We start from the raw sequence: 23,526 nt of genomic DNA, 5'->3' as shown, positions 1-23,526 counted from the left end.
ATGAGGCAAAATTCCCAACGGAGCATCGGGCATCTTGCCTGTGGATTCAGATCCGATCGCCTCATTTAAGATGAAACAGTCCACTACTAATTTAGAGGGGATAAATGCCCCGATTTCCGCTTAAAACTTGACAAGAAATCGAAAATCCGCTAAAGTGTAGCGCAAATGCTAAATTGGGCGAAGCGTGTGACCGACGATCGCAAACCCCCATTCAACCCTTCCCCCGATGCACCCCCCGACCCGAGCGAACGGCGCCGGAATATCGCCCAGCAAATCCGCGCCCGGTTGCGTCCCGGACAGGATCGGATGGCGGACTGGGTTGCCGGTCCCCTAGCCGTTTCCGCCGTGCCCGGCGCCGGGAAATCCACCGGCATGGCCGCGGCGGCAGCCCTGGCGATCGCACGACACCAACTCAACCCCGGGCGCCAACTCGTCGTCGTCACCTTCACCCGTTCCGCCGCGGGCAATATCCGCGCCAAAATTCGCCAAGATCTCCTCAAACTCGCCCTGCCCCCCGTCGGCTTCGTCGTCCACACCCTGCACGGACTCGCCCTCTACATCGCCACCAGCCATCGAGAACTTTCGGGGTTGGACCTGGAAAACTCCACCCTCGCCCTGCCCTCCCCCAGCCACCGCCTGATCCGCACCTGCGTCGAACAGTGGATCGGCAAAAATCCCCGCGCCTATCAACGCCTGATAGAAGGGCGGCAATTCGACGGGGAAGAAACCGAACGATTGCGACGGCGATCGGTGTTGCGGACGGAGGTGTTGCCGGACTTGGCTTGGAAAACCGTTCAGGAAGCCAAAAGTTCCGGTTTCACCCCCGAAATGTTGCGGGAATTGGGCGATCGCATTCCCGACGATTACGATATCCTAAACGTGGCGGCGGGATTGTACGAAAACTATCAAATTCTGCTGCAACAACAGCAACTCATCGACTACGACGAAATGATTCTCGGCGCCCTGCGGGTGCTGGAAAATGACGCCGTGCGCCAGAGTTGGCAGCAACGGGTTTTTGCAGTGTTTGAAGATGAAGCCCAGGACTCCACGCCACTGCAAAGCCGACTGCTGGAAATTTTAGCCTGTGAACCGGGTGGAAATATAACCGATTTACAAGGTTTAAATTTGGTGCGCGTCGGCGATCCCAACCAGGCGATCAACTCCACATTTACCCCCGCCGATCCGATCTATTTCCGGCAATTTTGCGAAACCTGCGACGACTTTGGGCGGCTGGCGACGATGGATCGGGCGGGGCGCAGCAGTGCTATTATTATCGATGCTGCGAACTTCGTTTTGAGGTGGGTGAATGATTCCCAATTGGCGGGGAAGGAACAGCCGTTTCGGGAACAGGCGATCCGCCCCGTGGACGCAAACGATCCCCAAGTCGATGCCAATCCCCCCGCCGTCGGACGGGGTTTGGAACTGTACCGCCCCCACGATATATATCACACCGTCACATTGATTGCAAAACGGGTAATCGAGCTTTACGAACAGCATCCCGAGGGTAAATTCGCCATTCTGGTGCGGGAAAATCGCCAGGGTGAATTTATCGCCAATGCGCTGCAAAATCCGAAGGAATATAATTTAGAAATAAATTGGGGAAAACATTCGATATCGATTTACGATGCGTCCACCAGTGCCCGACAATCCCACATCCCCAAAGAATTGCTGCGGTTGCTGCAATTTATCGATCGCCCCCACTCCCCCGACTATCTCAAAGCGACGTTAAAAGTATTGAGCGATCGCAACCGCATCCCCAACCAGGATTTTAACGCCCTCGCCGCCCAACCGGAACAATTTCTCTACCCCGGGCCCCTCGATCCCCCCCAGTCGGACGCCGTTCGCCGCTGTCGCCAACTGTGTTGCAGCCTCCTGCAAGCCCGTTTTGAACTGCCGCCCTACCAACTGATTTCCTTCCTCGCCCTTTCTTTGCAATACGAAAAAAGCGAACTCGCCACCGCCGACAAACTCGCCGCCAGAATCGCCCAGCAGTGCGGCGGAAATCAGAGCTTACCGGGCATTTTAAATGTTTTGGATGAAATTGTCAGTTCGGAACGGTTTGAACCCGTAGAAGCGGACGAAGAGGGGCGATCGGACGAGAGTATTTTCACCCGTCCCGGGCAATTAACAATTGTCACGATGCACAAAGCAAAAGGCTTGGATTGGGATTACGTTTTTCTTCCCTTTTTGCACGAAGGAATCCTGCCCGGAACCCTGCGAGTCCTTCCCCAGACGCGATTTTTGGGGGAATTTACCCTGTCCGAAGTTGCCCGCGCCCAAATTCGCGCCAACTTGCACGATCGCCGTCCCCTCCCCGACGTGGCGACGGCTTGGGAAAAGGCGGGACACCTGAAAACCGCCGAAGAATATCGACTGTTATATGTGGCGATGACCCGGGCAAAACGGCTATTATGGATGTCGGCATCCGCCTTAGCTCCTTACTCCTGGCAGCGCCCGGACAGCTTGCAGGAACAGCGCCCCTGTCCGATTTTGGCACCGTTGAAAAAGCGGTTTCCTGAGAGTTTTGTTTTCCTGTAGAAAGGGGAGAAATAGGGGAGGGCGAATGCCAGCGAGCCCCTACATTTCACGGGGAAATGTTAAATTAGATCAGTATCTCGGTATTTCCCAACTCGGCATCAGGGAGCATCGATCGCCCTCGGGACTGTCGCCCAATGAAAAACTCCGCCGAATTGAGCCTGTTATTATGTTCAAACTCAGGTTTCCTCTGTTGCCAGTATTAATCGGAATTGTCGCGCTGTTGAATGGCTGCGAACCGTCGAGTCAGCCCTTTGAATGCACGGACGCGATCGGTTGCGTCACCATCCCCCCCGGAGAACCGATCAAAATCGGCGTTCTCCAGACCCTCAGTGGCGGTTCCGCCCCCGGCGGCACGGATCAAACCCGCACCATTCAATTGGTTGTAGAGCAGCGCGATCATACATTACTCGATCGCCCCATTATTTTGCAAGTGGAAGACGACCGCTGTTCACCGGAGGGGGGGGCGAACGGTGCCCTGAGAATTGTCGCCGACCCCCAGGCGATCGCCATTTTGGGGACCAACTGTTCCGGCGCCGCCGTCACCGCCGGCAAAATCATGTCGGAAGCGGGACTGGTGATGATCTCGAGCGCCAACACCGCCCCCTCCCTGACCGCCATAGGTCAGATCCGAGGTCAGGACTGGCAAGCGGGCTATTTTCGAGTGATTTATAACGACGCAACGACCGGGAAAGTCGCCGCCGAATTTGCTCGCTGGGTACTCGGAATTGATGCCGTGGCAACCCTTGATATGGACAATCTATACTCCCGAAGTCTGACCCAAATTTTTCACCAAGCCTTCACCAATATCGGCGGTAAAATTGCCTTTTCCGGGACGATTAATCCGGAAGATTTAGACTTGAAACCCGCCCTAAAATCCGTCTTTAATTCTTCAGCAAAATTATTATTTTTTCCCTTTGGAGAGCCGGAGAAAAGCCTGCTATTAATGCGGCAGGCAAAATCTATGATCGACTCGGAAGGGGGAGAAAATATGATGTTTTTGGGGGGTGAATCATTGATGTCGGAACAATTTATTCGGCAGGCGGGAAGCGACGGAATTGGCACTTATATAGCCGGCCCCGCTTTAGTGTCCAGCCCCGAAATCGAAGCCCTCGAATCCGCCTACCAATCCAAATATAAAGAACCGCCCCTCACCACCCTCTACAGTTTTGCCAGCGACGCGACAAATTTGCTTTTGGATACCATCGCTGATGTCGCGATCGCTGAACCCGACGGAACCCTCCACATCGGGCGTCAGAAACTGCGAGAAGCCCTCTATTCGACCGAAAACTTTCCGGGACTCACCGGTCATCTCACCTGCGACCAATTTGGCGATTGTGGTGCGATCGAATTCAACATTTACCGCCTCGACGATCCGAAAGCGGGGGTGAAGGGGTTGAGTCGAAATATCGTTTATTAAATCAGGGTATAGGATGTGCTGAACAGTTTAAATTCGCTTGACGAGCCTCAGACCTCTTACAATTGGAACGAAAAAATTTGATGAAATATCCGCTCAAAAAAATTCATAAACGCTGGAAAAATATCAGCATAACCACCAAGTTTACCAGTGCATTTGCAGTGTTGCTATTGTTGATGATGTTGCTGGGCATTACCGGCTACATTTCCCTGGTAATCGTGCGACGCAAAACGGAATCCGCCATTGTGGTCAGCAGCGAAATTCAACGGCTGGTTTTAGAAATGGATCGCGGACTACAGGCAGCCCGGGTACACCAGCGAGATTTTTTCCTGCGATATCCGGAAATCGGATTCGCAGAGGCCCGGGACACCTACGCCAAAAATGCGGTCAAACATATTGCGGAAGTCATCACCTTCAGTTATGAATTAAAAAAAATAACTTCTAAGTCCGAATTCGGCCAAAATTTTCAGGCAAAGCAATCCGATATCAACCTATTTTTATCGTCGGCAAAGCGCTATTCAAATACATTTTTAGAATCCGTGGAACTGGTGACAACTCTCGCCGCCGAAGAAACGGGACTGGTAGCAAAAATCAACCAGGTTTCCTCGTCCCTACGGGAACAGTTGGAGGGAAAGGAAGACGAGTTAACCGACCTCTACTTGCAAATGGAGTTCTATGAAAAAGACTATTTGGTGACGAAGCAACGGCCATTCATGCAGTCCGGTTTCAATGTCGCCTCCCAACTTCGCCAAGAAATTGAGACGAGCCAGACCCTGAGTTTGGAAGACAAAGAAAAGGCTTTTAAAAGCTTGCAAAATTATCGCGAACTGGCGACTCAAATGCTCCAGATAGATGCGGAGATCCGGCGGCGGTTTCGGGACTTTGAATTGCAGGCCGAATCCATCGATCCGATCGCGGCGGAGTTAGTGACGTTGGCGGGGGAGGAAGTGGAACGAGCCCGCCGAGAAATTCAGCACACCAGCCAACTGGCAGCGACCATTTTGGGGGCGACGATTTTCGCGGGACTGCTCCTGGCCGCCGCGATCGCAAAACTGTTAAATGATAGTCTCACGACCAACATTGTCAAATTGACCCGGGTGGCGGGAGATTTGCAAGCCGGAAGTTTGCAGGGACGGGCAAAAATCGACAGCGGAGACGAGTTAGGTTTGCTGGCCGAAAGTTTCAACGCGATGGCCGATCGCATCCGGTCGTTAGTGGAAAATTTAGAACAGCAGGTAGCAGAACGGACGGAAGCTTTGGTGCTCTCGAACGAACAGTTAAAACAGGAAGTTCGCGATCGCAAAACCGCCCAGGAAGAGGCCCAGCGATCGCGGGAAATTGCGGAATCCGCCAACCAAGCCAAAAGCGAATTTCTCGCCAATATGAGCCACGAATTGCGGACGCCCTTGAACGGCATCCTCGGCTACACTCAAATTTTATTGCGCGATCGCGACCTAGCCCCCAAACGGCGGGACGGAGTGCAAATCATCCACGACTGTGGCTCCCACCTCCTCACCTTAATTAACGACATCTTAGACCTGAGTAAAATTGAAGCCAGAAAATTAGAATTGTCTCCCAAACCCTTCCACCTGCAAACCTTTTTAATGGGGGTGGTGGAAATTTGCCGCATCCGCGCCGAACAAAAAGAAATCGCCTTCACCCACCGCGATGTCACGCCCCTCCCCACGGCAATTATCGGCGACGAAAAACGCCTGCGCCAGGTGTTGATCAATCTGATCGGAAATGCCATCAAATTTACCGACTCCGGCGGCGTGACGCTGAACGTGGAAGCCTCGGATAATCTCGACCCCGATTCCCAAATGGTGACGCTGCGCTTCCAAGTTCAAGATACCGGCATCGGCATGACCCCCGAACAACTCGATCGCATTTTTCAGCCCTTTGAACAGGTAGGGGACAGCAACCGCATGGCCGAGGGGACGGGGTTGGGCCTAGCCATCGCCCGCAAAATCGTGCAGATGATGGGCTCGGAGGTGTCCGTCGAAAGTCAACCCGGACGGGGGAGCTCGTTTCAATTCGCCGTCGCCCTCCCCGTCGCCACCACCTGGACTCTCGGCCCGGTTTCCCCCACCCGACGGGCGATCGTCGGCTACCGGGGGCCGCGGCGGAGTATCCTGATCGTGGACGACCGCTGGGAAAATCGCTCCGTCGTCGGCAATTTACTCGCCCCCCTAGGATTCGAGGTCCGGGAAGCCGAAAACGGTCAAAGCGGCTTGAAACGGGCCGTGGAAACTCCCCCGGATCTGATTATCACCGATTTGGTGATGCCGGTGATGGACGGCTTTGAAATGGCCCGGCGGCTGCGGCGCCTGCCCGAGTTCGGACGGGTTCCGATTTTCGCCTCTTCGGCCAGCGTTTTCAACATGAACCGCCAAAAAAGCGAGGAATCCGGCTGCGATGCCTTCATTCCCAAACCCGTCCACGCCGAGGAATTGTTCGAGAAAATCGGAGATTGTCTTAGCTTAGAATGGATCTACGAGGAGCGATCGGAATCCGCCGACCTGGAGCCTCCGGCGACAGAATCGGTTGTGGATGATTGGACTCGGGTTCCCTTACCCGCCGAGGAGTTGGCGACTCTCCAAGATGCCGCCGCCATTGGCGATGTCGAAAATATCGAGCGATCGGCAACTCGCCTGAAACAGTTGTCGCCCGAATTGGCCGCTCTCGGCGATCGCCTACTGCAACTCGCCCAAGAATTCGACATGGAAGAAATTCAAATTTTGGTCAACCAATATTCAGAGCATCTCGATGAATAATGAACGGCAAGCTCAGATCCTGATCGTCGATGACACGCCCACCAACATCAAAGTTCTGTTCAACTTGCTCAAGGAGTCCGGCTTCAAAGTGCTGGTGGCGAACTCCGGCGAAGCGGCCCTCTCCAACCTGGAGAAGGCGACGCCGGATCTGATTTTGCTCGACATTCAAATGCCCGGAATCGACGGCTTTGAAACCTGCCGACGCCTGAAAGATAATCCCGCGACGCGGGAGATTCCGGTGATTTTTATGACGGCGTTTTCCGATGTCGAACACAAAGTCAAAGGCTTGGAATTGGGAGCCGTCGATTACATCACCAAACCCTTTCAACACGAGGAGGTTTTAGCCCGAGTAAAAGTCCATTTAAAAATACGCCAACTCACCCAAAACTTGGCAGAAAAAAATGCGGAACTGCAACAGTTGACCCACAGCCTCGAACACCGAGTCGAAGAGCGGACCGCCAATCTCCAACGAACCCTCGAAGAGTTGCAGCGGACTCAAGATCAGTTGGTCAACCACGAAAAAATGTCAGCCCTGGGACAGTTAATCGCCGGGGTCGCCCACGAAATCAACAACCCGATCAATTTTATTTCCGGCAATCTCAAATACGCGGAAGACTACATCCAAGATTTGCTCGACCTGTTGTCACTGTACCAGAAAAAAAATCCGCAACCGGACTCAGAAATTGCGGATAAAATCGATGAAATAGACCTGGATTATTTGTTGGCAGATCTGCCCCAACTGATCTCTTCCATGAAAGAGGGAACCCGTCGGATTTCTCAAATTAGCACCTCTCTCCGAACTTTTTCCCGGTCGGACACGGATGCCCAGGTCGAATTCGACATCCACGACGGCATCGACAGCACCCTGCTGATTTTAAAACACCGCCTCAAAGGCAACGATCGCCGTCCCGCAATTCAAGTTATCAAAAACTACGGAAACTTACCCGAAATCCACTGTTATCCCGGACAATTAAACCAAGTGTTCATGAACCTCCTCAGTAACGCGATCGACGCCCTAGAAGAATCCAACCAGGGACTCTCAAAAGCGGAAATAGAAGCCGAACCCAACCAAATCGCGATCGCCACCTCCCTCGACCCCTCAAACCCAATCGCGATCATTTCCATCCGCGACAACGGCCCCGGCATCGCCGAACCGATCCGCGCCAAAATCTTCGATCGCCTCTTCACCACCAAATCCGTCGGCGTCGGCACCGGTTTAGGACTCTCCCTCTCCCGCCAAATTATCGAAGAAAAACATCGCGGAAAAATCCTCTGCAATTCCCAACCCGGTTCAGGCGCCGAATTCCTCATTCAAATTCCGATCAACCAGTGCGGAAAAACCTGACAACTCTCAATCCATCCCCAACCCATCATCTGCGAAAATCTGCGAAATCTGCGGATAAAAATCCGATTTCCTGCCCCCCATCCCCCATTCTCTGATAATCTAAAATAATAGAGATCAACCCATCGATCCGTGCAGAATCCGTTCCAACCATCCGATCGCGCCCTCAACCCTTCCGATTGGCGCTGGCCCTGGTGGCCCCTCGTCCCCCTGTACCCCTTCGGCCAACGGCGGACGATCCGCCGGGAAGTCGTCCCCGATCGCGTCTGGAGCTTCGAGCAAGTTCAGGGTATCCTCTACGTTACCGTCCCCATCCGCATGACGGTGATCCGCATGGACACGGGCGGACTACTGGTTTACGCCCCCGTCGCACCCACCCGCGAGTGCATCCGCCTGGTGGGCGAGTTAGTCGCCCAACACGGCGACATCCGCTATATCATCCTCCCCACCGTTTCCGGCCTCGAACACAAGGTTTTCGTCGCCCCCTTCGCCCGCCAATTTCCCAAAGCTGAGATTTTCGTCGCCCCGGACCAGTGGAGTTACCCCTTCAAACTGCCGCTGAGTTGGCTGGGTTTGCCGAAAAAACGCACCCACATCCTGCCCCGGGACGGTTCCGAAACCCCCTTTTCGCGGGAATTCAGCTACGCCATTTTAGGTCCGATTGATTTGGGACTCGGCCCCTTCGAGGAAGTCGCCTTTTTCCACTGGCGATCGCAAACATTATTAGTCACAGATACCATCGTTTCCGTCCCCGAAAATCCCCCCGAAATCGTCGATCTCGACCCCTATCCCCTGCTATTCCACGCCCGCGATCGCGGCGATGAAATCATTGAAGATACCCCCGCCACCCGCCAAAAAGGATGGCAGCGAATTTCCCTTTTCGCCTTTTATTTCCAACCCAGCGCCCTGGAAGCGGTGGCACTCAAACAGGCCCTCAGAGATGCCTTAAAAGCCCGCGATCGCTCCCGAAAAGCCTATTTTGGTTTATTTCCCTTCCAGTGGAAACCGGGCTGGAAACAGGCCTTCGACGCCCTGCGGCGGGGCGGAAATATCTTCGTCGCCCCCATACTCCAAACCCTGATTTTGAACCGGGCGCCCAAAGAAACCCTGGAATGGGCCGATCGCGTCGCCCGGTGGAATTTTCAACGGATCATCCCCTGCCACTTCGACGCCCCCGTAGAAGCCACCCCCGAGGAATTTCGGCGGGCGTTCGACTTCCTCAAAGCCGACGAAACCTCCCAAATGGGCTACCTGGGCAGTCCCGCCCACCCCCTGCCGGAGGCGGATTTTACCCTGCTGCGGGACTTAGAAGAACGCCTGAACAAACGGGGCATCACCCCGCCGCGAAAGACCTTATAGGAACTTTGCATCGGATCCCGGGTGCGGGGGGTGGCCAGGGAATCTAAAATCCGGGCGCCGGGCCTTGCGCCCCTACCACAATGATCGACTCCCCTATCTTTGCCCGTTCCCAGCTATCAGCAACCCCGTCTGTTCTCGGGACAAAAAAAATCAAGGCGATCGCGACTATTGACGTCCCCGAAAATCTGTGATACCGTTCGGCTCATATTACAAACTTGGGGCTTCCAACTGGGCAGCAAGGACGGTCTTAGTTATTCGGCATTTTTGTCGGCGTGAGAATCCGGCCGACGTCGTTCCGCCTCGGCGGCGATCGTTTCAATTTCCTTCACATCTTCCCCGTGCGTCTCTCGATAGCGTTGCCGGTTCCGGCGAATTTTCGCCAAATGTTCTTCGATATTATCAGCCGTCAACAACACCCCAAAGTCCCCGGGAAGATCCCGTCCCGTCTCCCGATAGTCGAAGACCCGATCCAACACCAAATCCCCCAACTCTTTGCTGAAGTGAGAGGATTCGTAGTACCATTTCATCGAGGTCGTTTGGTCTTCTGGGGCCGGAACTGCCTCCGTCGTCAGGCTGGTGTAACCGCTGAAATCCCAAATCGGAAACGGGGGGCGATCGTGGCGCCGCGCCTCTTGCTCGTTGATCTCGACCAACTGGCGTTTCCACATTTCAAACTCGTCCCACAAGTTGAGGGAGGCAATGAGTTCTAGTTGGCGGGCGTGGCAGGGGTTGATCGATAAAATTAAATCCACTTCATCCCGATAAGCCGTACTCAGCAGCCGGCGATAATACTGCCAATTTGACTCGCCCGTTTCCGGATTGACGAAGTCATATTTATACCGGGGAGCCGGCAGGTAGAGCGTATTGGCAAATAAACTTTCGTTCGCCAAAAAAGCCTTGCGATGCCCCCCTTTTTTTAAAATTCGTTGGGGTTTATCTTGCCAACTCCGCTGACCATTCGGTAAGTAAGGCGTATGAATGGAACTCGGATCTTGGACGCGAAACGTTCTGAGGCTGGCCTTCCAGGCGTCGTTGGAGAGAAGTACCGGAAAAAAATCGCCGCGCAGCGTCCACAAATTCCGCCGGCCCGCCAAGGATACCGCCAGCCGATCTTCGCTAAAATCGGGTTTATTTTCTCGATAAATATTGAAGACGAAAAAATCGAGTCCCAGGACAGATTGTCGGACGGGCCGGGTGGCGTGGGTATGTTGAAAGTAACGTAAAATCTCGTACATATTGGCCGCCGACAACCCCAAGTTGTAGCGGGGGCGGACTTGAGAATTCCAGCCGGGATGCTCCGTATCGTAAGCCTGTTCCGCCCGGGACGAACCCAAAATCACTCCCCCGGGTGCCAAGCGGGCGGCGATCGCGGCTTTCCCCAGGCGGAGATGTTCGCTGAAGTCCGGCTTCAGGGTATTAAACCCTTCGATTTGTATCGCTCCGAAAATACCAAAGGGATCGACGATCCAGTTGAAAGAAGCGAAACAAATGCACAAAAATAAAAAGTACGAAAACCAGAGTTTCAGATACAGTTTAGATTTCATGATGATTTAAAACTGAAAATACAGAAATTCGCTGACCTGGGAGAGTCGAGTCAGACACAGTAAATTGAGGGCAGCCGTGAACAGCGCCCAACCGTAGGCGGGCCGCCAACGCAGTTGTTTCAAGAAGCGCCGGTCGGAGTCAATTTTGTAGGTTTCCAGGGCGGGGTTGTAATCGCGGAGCAGTTCCTGGGTATTGGGCAAAAACCAAACGATGATCAAAAGCATCGCAAAAAATTTCTTGGGGAAAATAAATCCGTCTTCGGATAAACTGAAGCCGTTGAATCCGAGCATGGACCCGGACATGGCGATCGCGCCGTCCAAGCTCTCGGCTCGGAAGAAAACCCAGGCCAAAACGACAGCGGCAAAGGTCACGAGCCGCGCCATTCCGCTCCCCCACCAGGTAGACTTTTTCAGATCGTGTCCGAGGCCGCGGCGGAAATTTTGCCAACCATGATTGACCGTCAGGTAAACGCCGTGCAGGCCGCCCCAAATCACGAACGTCCATCCGGCGCCGTGCCAAAGTCCCCCCAACAGCATGGTGATCGTCAAATTCAGATATCGCCGGACATTGCCGTGGCGGGAACCCCCCAGCGGGATGTATAAATAATCCCGCAAAAAACGGGAAAGGGTCATGTGCCAGCGCCGCCAAAAATCGATGATGTTGACCGATTTATAAGGGGAGTAAAAGTTGAGGGGCAGTTGAATGCCGAACATTCGGGCGATACCGATGGCCATGTCGGCGTACCCGGAAAAGTCAAAATAGAGTTGAAACGTGTAGGCCAAAGCCCCCATCCAGGCGACCAATAGAGTCAGGTTTTCGCCCTGTGCCGCCGCCGCAAAAACCGGGTTTCCATAGGCCGCGATGCCGTCCGCCAGGACGACCTTTTTAAACAAACCGATGGAAAAAATCGTGATTCCGACCGACAGATTGTCCGATTTGATCCGATAAATTTCCGGGCGCTTAAATTGGGGCAGGATCTCTTGGTAGTGGACGATCGGTCCGGCGATGAGTTGGGGAAAAAACGTGACAAACAGACAGTAATGAAAAAAGTTGGTCGGGGCGACCTCTCCCTTGTAGGCATCCACCAGGTAGGCGATCTGCTGGAACGTAAAGAAAGAAATTGCCAGGGGCAGGACGATTTGACCCAACTGAAAATTCGTGCCGCCGATGGCGTTGATATTTTCGACGAAAAAGTTGGCATACTTGAAGTAGCCGATCGCGGCCAGGTTGAGGGCAATCCCAAAAATCAACAGCCCCTTTTTTCGGAAAGGACGCTCCCAACTGCCGCCGAGTTTGACACCCAGAAAATAGTTGATGCCGACAGACGAGAGGATTAAGATCAGATATTTGGGATTCCAATATCCGTAGAAAAACAGGGAGGCAAAAACCAACCACGCGATCGCGAACAATCCGCCCTTCCAACGGGCGACTAGAAAAAATCCGATCAGAGTGACGGGCAGAAACAGGAAGATAAATTCGGGGGAATTAAATAGCATGATTGGAATCAACCTCGGTCGGCTGTTATTTGGGCGAAATCAACGGGATGGCTGCGAGGTTCATCGTCGTCTCTGAAGGAGATTGTGGGCGCGACATTACAGAAATTTTTTGATCGATAGAACAGCCAACAAAAAGACAAAAAATGCACTCCCCATCTGGAGTTGTACTTTATTCAAAGGCAACCGTTTCTCCAGTCCAGTTTTGCCAGCCATAAAATAAGTCAACAGGGCGACGGCGGCGGCGGCCAGGAGTTTCAATAAGTTGTCGCCGTGGACGTAGAGGGCCAGACTCAAAAATGTGAACGGATCGTAGTCGCCGACTTCGTAGGTCGGCACGATCGCCGTTTCCCAGGTTTCGCCGCCATCCACCGATTTAAACACCTTTCCCCCCGGGGAACCGAAGCCATAGATGGTGCGATCGACGGCGTAAGAGGGCGAGAATTTGATCGGCACGGAGGCGGAGGGTACGTTGTCAATTCGGGCTAAATACACCGCCTCATCGATGGGAGTGAAGCTGTCGCCGTCATCGACAGTTTTGAACGTTCCCCTTCCCCTTACGGTCGTCAAAAATGTGCGATCGCTCCCGTAGTCGGGCGACAGCGCGACGGCCTCTATATAGCTATTTGCTCCCCCCGGTAATCCGGCAATTGGGGTCCAACTTTGACCGCCGTCGGCGGTTTTAAACAAACCCCGGTTCGTCCCCGAAATCAGGGTTTGATCGACTTGATAGTTGGGCGAAATTGCCAACTCCAGCCAGCGCCTCTCGGTGGAGTCAGCGCGGTCGGTCATCTCCCGCCACGATTCGCCCCCATCGACACTCTTGAATACTCCCTCGCTCCCCGATGCGTAAAGCGTCCGGTCCGAGGCAAAATTGGGGGAGATGACAAAAGCGGTCAATCGAGAATCTAAATTGTGTAAAATCGAGAAGCTGCCCCCCGCGTCGGTTGACCGGTATATCGTCCCCTGATTGGTGGCCAGGTACAGGGTGCGATCGCCCGCAAAGTTGGGAGAGACGGCAATCATCGTCCCCCGGACAAATTTGCCGGGAACTCCTTGTAATCGGACAATTTCCCAACTCTCGCCGCCATCGCCCGACCGACCCAAAAAATCTCGCAAAAAACCCAAAAACACGGTGTTGTCTGACCGATAGTCGGACGAAAATGCGATGTCAAAGTACCGGCGCGGGTCGTCGATCGGTTCTTGAAAATTGCGGGTAAAGCGGGGCACTTCCAACCCTTTTTTCATCGGCCGCCAAGTCGCGCCGCCATCGGGGCTGATGTGGGCTTTTCCCACATAGTCGGCGACGGCGATCGTCCCATCTTCTTGATAGTCCGGCGAGACGGCGAGGCCGACAACCAACCGGCTCGACAGGGCGTCCAATTCTCGCCACACTTGGCCCCCATCTGGGGATTTAAATATCCCGTTGAACCCCGCCAAAAAGATCGTTCCATCCCGGTCAAAGGTATCGGAAAATTCCAAATCGTTGAAATGGGGTTTGTCAAATTGAGGTTCATCTGCCTGCTCGCTTTTGGTCAACCCCCGGCTCGACTTTTGCCACCGATTTCCACCATCTTCGGAGTAAAAGATGCCCTCATCCCAGGTGGCGGCCCACAGGGTAAAATCCGGGGAACCGTCGGAGGCGATCGCTAGATCTCTGACGGAGCGATCGGACAGACCCCGGTTCACCTTAGAGAAAGAAACCCCGCCGTCTTCGGTTTTTAAAATCCCCTCATTTTCGGTGCCGATCCAAAAGGTATTGTCGGCGGCAAAATTGGGGGAAAACGCCGCGGCATTAATCGCCCCACCCCCCTCCAATTCAAATTGTTTTTGCCAAGTTTCACCTCCGTCTTGAGACAGGTAGATGCTGCCCCGATTGTCCCCGGCAACCACCGGATTGGTCGCCGCAGCCGAAAAGCCGACGACCGTCACTTTGCCGGCATCTTCGAGAACTGAATACCATCGCTTTCCACCATCTTTCGTTTTATAAAGTCCTTTCTCCTCGCCGGCGGCAAAGACCAGATTGGGAGCCTGTGGAGAGCTGGCCAGTAAATCGATACTCAGATTGTCCAAACCTTCGTTCACCTGGGTCCACGAAAGGCCCCGATCGGGGGATTTATATATGCCATTACCCAAAGAGGACACGAAGACCGTTTGGGGATCTTTTGAAGATATCGAAATCGAAAATAAATTGGCTCGGTTATTCAATCCTTTCCACACCCGCTCCCAAGTCTCCCCCGCATCCGTTGACTTGAGCAAGTTCCCTCTCACTGTAATGAATAAAGTTCGATCTTCACCGTAGTTGGGGGAGAGTTCGACGTGGTAGGTGTCGTCGTGGGGCCGATGGGCGCGGGCCCCGTCGGTATCGAACCAGAAAACGGTGAGACAGAACAGCAACAGACAACAAAGAATCCGGCCGAGAGACCCGAATTTTTTGGGGAGAAATTGAACAATTTTTGGCATCATTTTTTTTTGACTTTTACATCGGTCTTAACTTCCGCACAGGGAGTCAACCGTGCTGCAATAGTGAGATAAAGTAGCCCCACATCGCTCGAAAGACTCCCGACCCTTTTTTTCTGCGTCTTCAGAAAGTTGCGTTTCCAGGGGTCTTGGGGTTCTCACAATACGGCCGGCGTTGATATTTCCTTGATGATCTCCCACGTGCCGCATCCCGGTGGTTTTAAGCAGTTGATAGTCCTCGGAAAAACCACCCCCGATTTCTAAAAATTTCTGCAACGCTTCAAAAACCAAATCGGTCTGTTTGATCATCTGATGATAGGTGATCAATAAACTGCGCTTTTTGCTGTCAATCAGTCGGGCATACTGTTCCAACATGGACAATCGTCCCGCGTAATAGTTGAGGATTTGTTCTTCGTTGAGATGGGGTTTAAGTGAGGCGATACTGGCTAAACTTCTTCGGGGTTCTCTCAACAAAAAAATACTGTACAAGTTGTCCGACAAGAGAAATTCATCGTCCGCAAATTTGTTGTTGTGTAAAACCTTATCTAAGATGTATTTTTGATTCATGCTCAAGTTTTTTATATCTCGGAGAGTCCGGAACTCTTGAGCTTCCCAATAGACTTTTAACATCAAACGCTTGAAGTCGATTTCCGAAGTATATTGGATGTGGGTTTCACCGTAGCCAATGATGTCGGGGTTGGAGTTGAGAATGTGAGTCAATAAGGAAGAGCCGGAGCGCATATGGCTCAGGATAAAAAGGATGCGACAGGGTCGGCTTCGACCGACCAGATAGTAGGGATTCTCGGTGGTATCAATTCTAAAATTTTGATATTTTTGAATGATTTCATTTTTTACCAGCCGAATTGATGGGCGTATTTCCATCGAGTTTACCTTCACCTTTTCGATATTTTGCGATCGCATTTCCCAATGAACCCATGTTGATGACATTTTTTTGCCGATATCGAATCAACAGTTGATCGCTTCTTCGGCATTTAGCCATTCGGACCATTCATTTAACAGCACATCATAGGAACCCGCCTGACCCGGGGGATATTCCCCCTGCTCGATGAAGTTAATCAGATTTGGCAGCGCCTTCAGATAATCATAATTATGTTTGGGGGGGTGCAACGTCCAGGCGTCGGTCGAGGATAAATCCGCCCGGATAAAATTCGCACTTTTTAGCCGGTGATTCGTCATCACCTCGAACGATTCGAGTGCCCCTTGAATGGGTTCGACTTGGGGCCGCAACTGACGCTCAACTTTGGCAAATGATGATTGAAAGGGCGGGGGAAGATGTCTCGACAGCATCGGGTAATATTTCCACATCAAGGGGATGGGAGCCAGTCGGGCAAAGCGCTGCTTGTTGACCAAATAGGTCCTCATGCTAAACGTTTGGTGGCCGTAAAAGCCTTCTTCTTGGCTCGCATTGGCCAGGTGCAAGGGTAGACCTTCCGGCAGCGGCGGACCGCAAAAGGGGCGGATTGTCACAATTTTAGGATGGGATTCCATCAACCGGACGGCCGAATTAATCCAGTCGCCATCGGCTTTTTGGTGCAGGAGCATATCCGCATCAAAATGTAGGTAATAATCGGTGGCAGATGCTTCGATACAGTACAGCGAGGCATAAACGGTCGAACCTTTCCAATTGTGCGTGTGGTCGAGCATCCGTTGTGCCGGCTCCACACCGAAATACTTTTGATAGACGTTTTGAATTTGAGTCGAATCGTAATCGATCTTGACGATTCTGTCGATGACTCCCCGGTCAACCAGGGTTTGGCACGCCGCCTCCAGTTCTTGTTGAGTTCCCACCCGATATCGACCGGGCATAAATCCGCTCAGGGGAGCCGTGTCCATCGCCAAAACACGCTCGGCAAAGGGATGGCGACAACTGCGGATCAAATGGGGGATTGTCTGTAGCATATAAGAGACATCCGTCCGAGCGACAAGTATCCACAGTGAAACGGGAATATTCATCCTAATTTTCCTCAAATCTTTTGGTTTTGCAGTCGATCACACTCCTTGGGTTTCGGTCGGGAAGAAGCCGACTCCCGCTCCAACGATGACTCTCAATTTCTGGTGGCTGTTGTGCGATCGCGATCGGGTTGATTTCGGAATTGGATTCGTCGTTCCCCCCCCCGCTCATTTGCCGTGTTTCCCTGACGAATTCGGCTCCCTTGTGGATTCTAGCCCAGCTCTCCTGTTGGTGTCAATATAGGAACCGCAAGAAGACTCGGCATCTTCCCACATTCCTAAATTTAAAGGTCGTGGGACGTTGACCTCGAGCTGATAGCTGATAGCCGATTACTGAGAGCTTGGGTTGATTCGCCATTTGGCTATTTTGGGGCGCTCCAACGACGACTGACTCCCCCCGTCCCCCCCATCCCATCAGATGCTCCGCGCCGACTCTCTCCCTTTTTTCGCTCCGCTTAAACGGCAAATTTGAGGGGGATTTGGGATTCGGAGCGATCGCCTTTTTCAACTGCCAAATTGGCCGGGGGCGGGGACAGATGGGAAAAAATCTTGATTAGTTGAGTATCTAGTGATAGAGTTGACATGGGTGTGCGACGGCTTCCCGCCGGGGGAGCCGGATCGGCGGTGGGGCTTGGCTAATCCGTCCGTTCGCCGTAAAATGTTGACAAGGAGACGATCGCACCATGATCGAGCAACTGACGATAACCGTTCTCGTCGAAAACACAGCAGGGGCGAGGGGACTGCTGGGGGAGCACGGGCTGTCTTTTTGGATCGAGGCGGACGGCTACAACCTTCTGTTCGACACCGGACAGGGCTACGCGCTGCGCCACAACGCCCGAGAACTGGGAATCAACTTGCGGGACTCGGACGCCATCGCCCTCAGCCACGGTCATTATGACCACGCGGGGGGCTTGCCGTGCGTATTTGAAGAAACCCAAAATGCGGTTTTATTCCTGCACCCGGACGCGATCGCACCCAAATACAGTCCCCGGGGGGCGATCGGTTCGCCGATTCAGGACAAACAAACCCTTGAAGCCAACACGCAGCGGATCGTGTGGACCGAAACCCCCACAGAAATCATCCCGGGGCTGTGGCTCACCGGACCCATTCCCCGCCGCCACCCCTCAGAAGACACGGGGGGGGACTTTTGGCAAGATGGGAACCACCACTTGATTGATCGCCTCCCCGACGATCAAGCCCTGTTCGCGGAAACGCCCGAGGGATTGGTGGTGGTTTTAGGTTGCGCCCACGCCGGCACGATCAACACCCTCGATTATATTTCCCAAATCACCGGGAAGCAAAAAATACACGCCGTTTTGGGGGGGATGCACCTGCTGCGGGCGAACCGCGATCGCCTCGAAGCCACCGTCGCCGCCCTAAAACGCTACGACGTGCAACTGATCGGCGCCAACCACTGTACCGGACTCAACGCGATCGCACACTTGTGGCGTCTCGGACGCAGCATCGACTGCCGGGTAGGGACCCGATTGCAATTTAATTAGGGTGTGGGGTGTGCTCGGTGGGGTGTGGGGAAAGTTAACAGTAAAAAATTGTAAATTTTCTCTCTATTCCCCATCTGATTTAATTCGATCGTTCACCATAAAATTTACAGGAGTTAATGCCATGACGATTCACCCGCTGACACGCAATTTGGAAACCGACGAAATCACCGTCATGAGTCACGTCACCAGTACCACGGTAGTGGGCAATAAAATTTCCAAACTCGAAGCCGAACCGGGGGACGCTTCCACCTCCAACATTCACCTCAACTTTGAAGTACGGGGCAAAGATGACCAACCCTGCGTCCTCGCCCACGCCGAAGAATTGGGCATGATTCTGAATCCCAAAGATGCCCTGGAACTGGGGTTAATTTTGGTAGCGATGGGAATAGAACAGAACACCGAAGCCGAAGTCCAAGCCGTCCAAAAACGCCTCGCCGAAGCAATCGCCCAACTGCACCCCCAGGCGGTAAAGTAGAAGGGAATAGGGAGTCGGGACTCGGTATTAGGGAATCGGCGACGGGGGTAAGAAGTGGAGGGCAGGCGCGGAGGCACTGCCCCTACTACCCGTTCTGAATGTTCCCACACTCAAAATCCTCTCCCCAATCGCCCAGATTTCCACAGATCACCCTTCCATTAAATCTGTGCAATCTGCGTAATCTGCGGATCATCCCACGCCCTCAAAATGACACTGCAAATTTCTCCCAAACACCCCGAACCCGATCGCCAGGAGATCGAAGACTGCATCACCTGGCTAAGTTTCCATCGGATTTGGGGAAAACTCGAGTCCGAGACGATCGCGGCGATCGCGGAGTCCCTACGACTGTTGCGAGTGGAACCCGACGCCACCATCTACGAACAAGACGCCAACCCCCTGGGATTGTACCTGCTCAAGTGGGGGACGGTGGAAATTTACCGGGCATCCCCGGTGGGCAAAACCCACATTATTTATCGCAACGCCGGGGAACTGTTCGGGCACATCTCCCTCGGGGCGGGGGGGGAAGCGGAAAGCTACCGATCCGGAGCCGCAGCCATCGCCCGCAGCGAAATTTGGTTTTTGCCCCGCGATCGCTTCGAGGAACTCAAAACCGAGCATCCCGAAATTAACGGCGCGATCAATACCCTTTTAGCCCAGGATTTGGTGAAATTTTCCCGGCGTCTAGCCCAGGAACAGGCCCGCATCCAGGGATTGCAACCCTACGTCCGCCCCGTTCCCGTCGGAGAAACAATTATCGGCGAGAGTAAATCCGCCCGGAAACTCGCCCAACAGGTGCAACAGGCAGCCGCGGATCTCAAACCCGTGTTTTTGCACGCGCCGCCGGGAAGCGGGAAAACCTTCCTAGCCGGGATTATCCACGCCGGGTCTGGCCTCAAAGATCGCCCCTTCGCCGAAATCGACTGCGCCCAACTGCCCCGGGACGGGGCGGGAGCGGTGAATACGGATATTTTATTCGGGCGCTACGACGGGCGACAGGGGGCGATCGCACTGCTGGAACGGGGCACCCTGGTCATCGATAATATCCAACTGCTGACTCGGGGCGATCGCGATCGTCTCGCCCACTACCTCAAAACCGGGAACGCCATCCCCAACGCCCCGGTGGAAATTCAGCAGCAAGTCATGGAGCGCGCGCCCCAACCCTTCTCGGTGCGGCTGATCCTCGCGAGTCCCGGCAAACTCTCAATTTCCGGTATCGACGCCCACACGATCAAACTGTTCTCCCTCCCCCAGCGGAAAGCCGACATCTCCGCCTTCGCCCGCCATTTCCTGGACCAATTCTGCCGGGAACGGGGGCGGGCCCCCCTGCAACTGGACCAGGCCGACTTGCGACGCCTGCTGAGTTACGACTATCCCGGTAATATCACCGAATTGGAGGGCATTCTCAAACGGGCCGCAGCCATGACGCCGGAGGGGCACTCAGTGATTCCCGAACAGGTGCTCTGGTCCGTAGAGTCCAAAAAGAACGCCTTCCGGGTGGACTTGCTCAACCAAATTCCCGGGTTGCGGCGATTTCTGCTGAGTGACTGGTGGCCGGAGCGCTTCTGGTGGCCGATGATGATAATATTTGTCCCCGTCACCATCATGGGGTTGGTCGGCCCCCAAACCCGGGATTCTAATATCGCCCTGAACCTGTTTTGGGCCTGGTGGTGGCCGTTTTACCTGCTGCTGTTTCCCGTGGTGGGCCGCCTGTGGTGCGCGGTTTGCCCGTTTATGATCGTCGGGGAGTGGGTGCGGAAACTGTCCCTGTGGATTTGGCCGCGGGAGTTGTTGCCCTGGCCGAATAAATGGTTGAACAAGTGGGGCGCCTGGGTGCTGTGGGCGGGGTTCGTCGCCATTTACCTCTGGGAAAAATTGTGGGACCTGCCCCATACGGCTTACCTGTCGGCTTGGCTGCTGTTGATTATTACGGCGGGGGCGGTGATTTGTAGCGTCATCTACGAACGGCGCCTGTGGTGTCGCCACCTGTGTCCCATCGGCGGGATGAACGGGATGTTCGCCAAGTTGGCGATGGTGGAATTGCGATCGACCCCGCAGGTCTGCGGGACTCAGTGCAATACCTTTGGCTGCTACCGGGGCAGCGATGCGACGCCGGTGAATTTTCCCGACGCCCTGCCCACGGAGGGACAGGCGACGGGGGGATGTCCGCTGTATTCCCACCCGGCCCAGTTGCCGGACAACCGGGACTGTATGTTTTGCATGACCTGTATCAAGGCCTGTCCGAACCGGTCGGGGCAGTTGAATTTCCGGTTTCCGGCGGCGGATATTTGGGAGGGACACCGGGGATTTTGGGCGGAAATTGCCCTGCTGCTGTTGCTGTTCGGGGGGGTGTTCATGCACCGGTCGGAGGCGATTTTGGGGTGGTTTGGTTGGGGGGATCTGGCGATCGATTCCGACCATTTGGCGATCGCGATTCCCGTGGTCAGCGTCCTGTTATCAATCCCCCTGATCCTCACCTATTCCGCCCACCGAATCGCCCGATTTTTCGACCCGGAAATGCCGGATTACAAAACGGTAATTTACGCCTATCTGCCGATGGTGCTGGCGGGGAATCTCGCCTATTATTTGCCCTCGGCGATGACCGAGGCGGGTCGGATTCTGCCCGTCGCCGCCCGCACGTTCGGCTTCGGCGGGGACGGGTGGTTTACCCTGACCTGGAGTTTGGACGTGGCGCAGTTTCTCCAGGGCGTGACGCTCTTATCAATTTTGGCATTCAGCCTCTTTCCCCTGTTGAAAATTACCCGCCGTCCTTGGATGAAAAATCTTCCCCATATTGTTTTGATGGTGGGGTTTGTTGCCGTCTGGTTTATCCTGTTAATCTGAGTACGAGTAGCGCCGGCATCTTGCCTGCAAAAATCATTTTAAAACCATTTAAAAGAAAGCCATGAAAATTTACGATAATATTACCGAAGCGATCGGCAGGACTCCCTTAGTCCAATTGCGAAACCTGCCGAAACGCTACAATTGCGAAGCGGAAATACTGCTAAAATTGGAAGGTTTAAACCCCGCCCGTTCAATCAAAGATCGGATCGCGGGGAGTATGATCCAAGAAGCAGAAAAAGCCCAATTAATCCAACCCGGTGTTTCCACGATTATCGAGGCGACTTCGGGCAATACCGGCATCGGACTGGCAATGGTGTGTGCGGCGAGGGGTTATCAACTGATTTTGACCATGCCGGACAATATGAGTCGGGAAAGGATGGAACTGCTGAAAGCTTACGGGGCGGAAGTTGTCACCACTCCGGCTAAATTAGATATGGCGGGCGCGATCGCCCGGGCCAACGACCTCCTCGCCAGCATTTCCAATTCCTTTTCCCCCCAACAATTCAGCAACCCCGCCAACCCGAAAATTCACTACCAAACCACCGGCCCGGAAATTTGGGCGGACACAGAGGGGAAGGTCGATATTTTGGTCGTCGGTGTGGGAACCGGCGGCACTTTGACGGGGGCGGGTTACTATTTGAAACGGCAAAAACCGGAGTTGAAAATTATCGCCGTGGAACCGGAAAAGAGTGCGGTGTTGAGCGGCGAAAATCGCGCCATCCACGATATCCAGGGCATCGGTGCGGGTTTCATTCCCGACATTTTGCGGGTGGATTTGATCGATGAAATTGTCCGGGTGAGCGAGGAAACCGCCTACGAAATGGGGCGGCATCTGGCGGCCGAAGAGGGGATTCTGAGCGGGATTTCGACGGGGGCGGTGGTTTCCGCGGCGCTGTCGGTGGGGGCGCGTCCGGAGTGCCGCGATCGCGCGATCGTCGCCATCCAAGCCAGCGGCGGGGAGCGGTATTTGAGTACGAAAATGTTTGAGCCTCAAGCGGTGGTGGCGGTCAAATAGGGGCGAATCAGGGGGTGGAGTGTAGGGAAAATGAAAAATGAAAAATGAAAAATTCCCCATTCCCCTTACCTATTGCCTATTGCCTATTGCTAGCTTGCCTATTCCCCATTCCCCATTCCCCATTCCCCATTCCCTATTCCCCATTCCCCATTCCCAATTCCTCCCCATCTGGGCTGTTCACGAAGAGGCTTTGGGGCGCAACTGGGGGGCGGATTCCAACACAAAAATCATGCCCGACCTTCCCGTATCCAACTCGGTATCCATCAAGACATCCAGGACTTTTATACTCAACTCATTTTGAATCAATTGCTTCAATTGGGGTTGAATAGCCTCATCCAATTTAGAGCGAATCTCTCGGGATAAATCTTTTTGTCCCGAGTTTTTGAGTAAATTTTCGGGCTGAGTGAGACTTTCTTCAACAACGATGCAGATCCGGTCATTGGAGATATCACAGTCGATTTTTTGAGGTTGGTGGCCGAGTTCCTGACGGTACAGCTTTTGAATGTCTTGAGACAACTTTCTCTCCATTTGTCCCCGTGTCAGATTGCGACTTTCTGTCATGCCGAAAACTCCCAAACTTTGGATAGATTGAATTCCCGAAATTTGCCCATTATTGCAGTAGCCGTCAAGGTTTGGACGGGCCGAAGGGCTGAACCCATCCGCGATCGGCAATAATCTTTCAGTATAGCCGTCCTCAGCCCTGTTTCTCCCGCCTTTTGCGATATAGCAACGAGCGCTCACGTGGTTACAGTTGAAATGGGGTCAGAAATTTTCAAACCCTTATAGAAAAGCCGTTT

At 53.8% G+C, this 23,526-nt stretch carries 15 protein-coding genes; 9 read left to right on the top strand and 6 right to left on the bottom strand.

The window, feature by feature from the left end; translation table 11 throughout:
* Positions 1-165: 165 nt before the first annotated feature.
* The 5 genes from LKE08_RS14500 to LKE08_RS14480 all read left to right on the top strand — a co-directional run bounded on the left by LKE08_RS14500 (position 166) and on the right by LKE08_RS14480 (position 9,427).
* On the top strand, positions 166-2,538 hold the full coding sequence (locus tag LKE08_RS14500; RefSeq protein ID WP_324704951.1) for an ATP-dependent helicase: 2,373 nt from the start codon (positions 166-168) through the stop codon (positions 2,536-2,538).
* A gap of 190 nt (positions 2,539-2,728) precedes the next feature.
* Complete coding sequence (locus tag LKE08_RS14495; RefSeq protein WP_324704950.1) at positions 2,729-3,955, top strand: branched-chain amino acid ABC transporter substrate-binding protein; 1,227 nt, start codon at positions 2,729-2,731, stop codon at positions 3,953-3,955.
* A gap of 80 nt (positions 3,956-4,035) precedes the next feature.
* Complete coding sequence (locus LKE08_RS14490) at positions 4,036-6,726, top strand: ATP-binding protein (RefSeq protein ID WP_324704952.1); 2,691 nt, start codon at positions 4,036-4,038, stop codon at positions 6,724-6,726.
* On the top strand, positions 6,719-8,071 hold the full coding sequence (locus tag LKE08_RS14485) for a response regulator (protein WP_324704949.1): 1,353 nt from the start codon (positions 6,719-6,721) through the stop codon (positions 8,069-8,071). Before LKE08_RS14490 ends, LKE08_RS14485 begins: the two co-directional genes overlap by 8 nt.
* A 129-nt stretch (positions 8,072-8,200) precedes the next feature.
* Complete coding sequence (locus LKE08_RS14480; protein WP_324704948.1) at positions 8,201-9,427, top strand: DUF4336 domain-containing protein; 1,227 nt, start codon at positions 8,201-8,203, stop codon at positions 9,425-9,427.
* Between the two features lie 251 nt (positions 9,428-9,678).
* Here the strand turns inward: LKE08_RS14480 and LKE08_RS14475 are convergent, their stop codons facing one another.
* The 5 genes from LKE08_RS14475 to LKE08_RS14455 form a co-directional block, all read right to left on the bottom strand.
* Positions 9,679-10,971 carry a hypothetical protein gene (locus tag LKE08_RS14475; protein ID WP_324704947.1) on the bottom strand — a complete coding sequence of 431 codons (1,293 nt, stop codon included), beginning with the start codon at positions 10,969-10,971 and terminating at the stop codon, positions 9,679-9,681.
* A gap of 6 nt (positions 10,972-10,977) precedes the next feature.
* Positions 10,978-12,468: an MBOAT family protein gene (locus LKE08_RS14470; protein WP_324704946.1), complete on the bottom strand. Its 1,491-nt coding sequence runs from the start codon at positions 12,466-12,468 to the stop codon at positions 10,978-10,980.
* Positions 12,469-12,564: 96 nt separating this feature from the next.
* Positions 12,565-14,931, bottom strand: coding sequence for a YCF48-related protein (locus LKE08_RS14465; RefSeq protein ID WP_324704945.1), 2,367 nt, complete (start codon positions 14,929-14,931; stop codon positions 12,565-12,567).
* 24 nt (positions 14,932-14,955) lie between these two features.
* On the bottom strand, positions 14,956-15,873 hold the full coding sequence (locus LKE08_RS14460; protein WP_324704944.1) for a sulfotransferase: 918 nt from the start codon (positions 15,871-15,873) through the stop codon (positions 14,956-14,958).
* A gap of 18 nt (positions 15,874-15,891) precedes the next feature.
* Positions 15,892-16,845 (bottom strand): hypothetical protein, encoded by a 954-nt coding sequence (locus LKE08_RS14455; protein ID WP_324704943.1) that lies wholly within the window; start codon positions 16,843-16,845, stop codon positions 15,892-15,894.
* Between the two features lie 734 nt (positions 16,846-17,579).
* On the opposite strand from LKE08_RS14455, the gene LKE08_RS14450 reads away from it, so the two are divergent.
* From LKE08_RS14450 to cysK, 4 genes are all read left to right on the top strand, one after another.
* Entirely contained in the window at positions 17,580-18,398 is an 819-nt protein-coding gene (locus LKE08_RS14450) for an MBL fold metallo-hydrolase (protein WP_324704942.1), read from the top strand.
* A gap of 121 nt (positions 18,399-18,519) precedes the next feature.
* Positions 18,520-18,873: a hypothetical protein gene (locus LKE08_RS14445; protein ID WP_324704941.1), complete on the top strand. Its 354-nt coding sequence runs from the start codon at positions 18,520-18,522 to the stop codon at positions 18,871-18,873.
* Between the two features lie 207 nt (positions 18,874-19,080).
* Entirely contained in the window at positions 19,081-21,714 is a 2,634-nt protein-coding gene (locus LKE08_RS14440; RefSeq protein WP_324704940.1) for a cyclic nucleotide-binding domain-containing protein, read from the top strand.
* 61 nt (positions 21,715-21,775) lie between these two features.
* A complete protein-coding gene (gene cysK, locus LKE08_RS14435) occupies positions 21,776-22,729 on the top strand; it encodes a cysteine synthase A (protein WP_324704939.1) in 954 nt (317 codons plus the stop codon).
* Positions 22,730-22,906: 177 nt separating this feature from the next.
* Here the strand turns inward: cysK and LKE08_RS14430 are convergent, their stop codons facing one another.
* A complete protein-coding gene (locus tag LKE08_RS14430) occupies positions 22,907-23,290 on the bottom strand; it encodes a DUF2294 domain-containing protein (RefSeq protein WP_324704938.1) in 384 nt (127 codons plus the stop codon).
* Positions 23,291-23,526: the final 236 nt, after the last annotated feature.

It is taken from the genome of Lyngbya sp. CCY1209 (genome assembly GCF_035615495.1).
Lineage (GTDB): Bacteria > Cyanobacteriota > Cyanobacteriia > Cyanobacteriales > Microcoleaceae > Limnospira.
The sequence above is the reverse complement of the archived record's forward strand: the minus strand, read 5'-3'. Positions and strand labels throughout refer to the sequence as shown.

Excerpts from the sequence above, each read along its gene's own strand:
- LKE08_RS14485 (WP_324704949.1), top strand. The coding sequence starts at position 6,719 with ATGAATAATGAACGGCAAGCTCAGATCCTGATCGTCGATGACACGCCC.
- LKE08_RS14430 (WP_324704938.1), bottom strand. The coding sequence starts at position 23,290 with ATGACAGAAAGTCGCAATCTGACACGGGGACAAATGGAGAGAAAGTTG.
- LKE08_RS14475 (WP_324704947.1), bottom strand. The coding sequence starts at position 10,971 with ATGAAATCTAAACTGTATCTGAAACTCTGGTTTTCGTACTTTTTATTT.
- LKE08_RS14450 (WP_324704942.1), top strand. The coding sequence starts at position 17,580 with ATGATCGAGCAACTGACGATAACCGTTCTCGTCGAAAACACAGCAGGG.
- LKE08_RS14445 (WP_324704941.1), top strand. The coding sequence starts at position 18,520 with ATGACGATTCACCCGCTGACACGCAATTTGGAAACCGACGAAATCACC.
- LKE08_RS14440 (WP_324704940.1), top strand. The coding sequence starts at position 19,081 with ATGACACTGCAAATTTCTCCCAAACACCCCGAACCCGATCGCCAGGAG.
- LKE08_RS14455 (WP_324704943.1), bottom strand. The coding sequence starts at position 16,845 with ATGCTACAGACAATCCCCCATTTGATCCGCAGTTGTCGCCATCCCTTT.
- LKE08_RS14465 (WP_324704945.1), bottom strand. The coding sequence starts at position 14,931 with ATGATGCCAAAAATTGTTCAATTTCTCCCCAAAAAATTCGGGTCTCTC.
- cysK (WP_324704939.1), top strand. The coding sequence starts at position 21,776 with ATGAAAATTTACGATAATATTACCGAAGCGATCGGCAGGACTCCCTTA.
- LKE08_RS14460 (WP_324704944.1), bottom strand. The coding sequence starts at position 15,873 with ATGTCATCAACATGGGTTCATTGGGAAATGCGATCGCAAAATATCGAA.
- LKE08_RS14470 (WP_324704946.1), bottom strand. The coding sequence starts at position 12,468 with ATGCTATTTAATTCCCCCGAATTTATCTTCCTGTTTCTGCCCGTCACT.
- LKE08_RS14490 (WP_324704952.1), top strand. The coding sequence starts at position 4,036 with ATGAAATATCCGCTCAAAAAAATTCATAAACGCTGGAAAAATATCAGC.
- LKE08_RS14500 (WP_324704951.1), top strand. The coding sequence starts at position 166 with ATGCTAAATTGGGCGAAGCGTGTGACCGACGATCGCAAACCCCCATTC.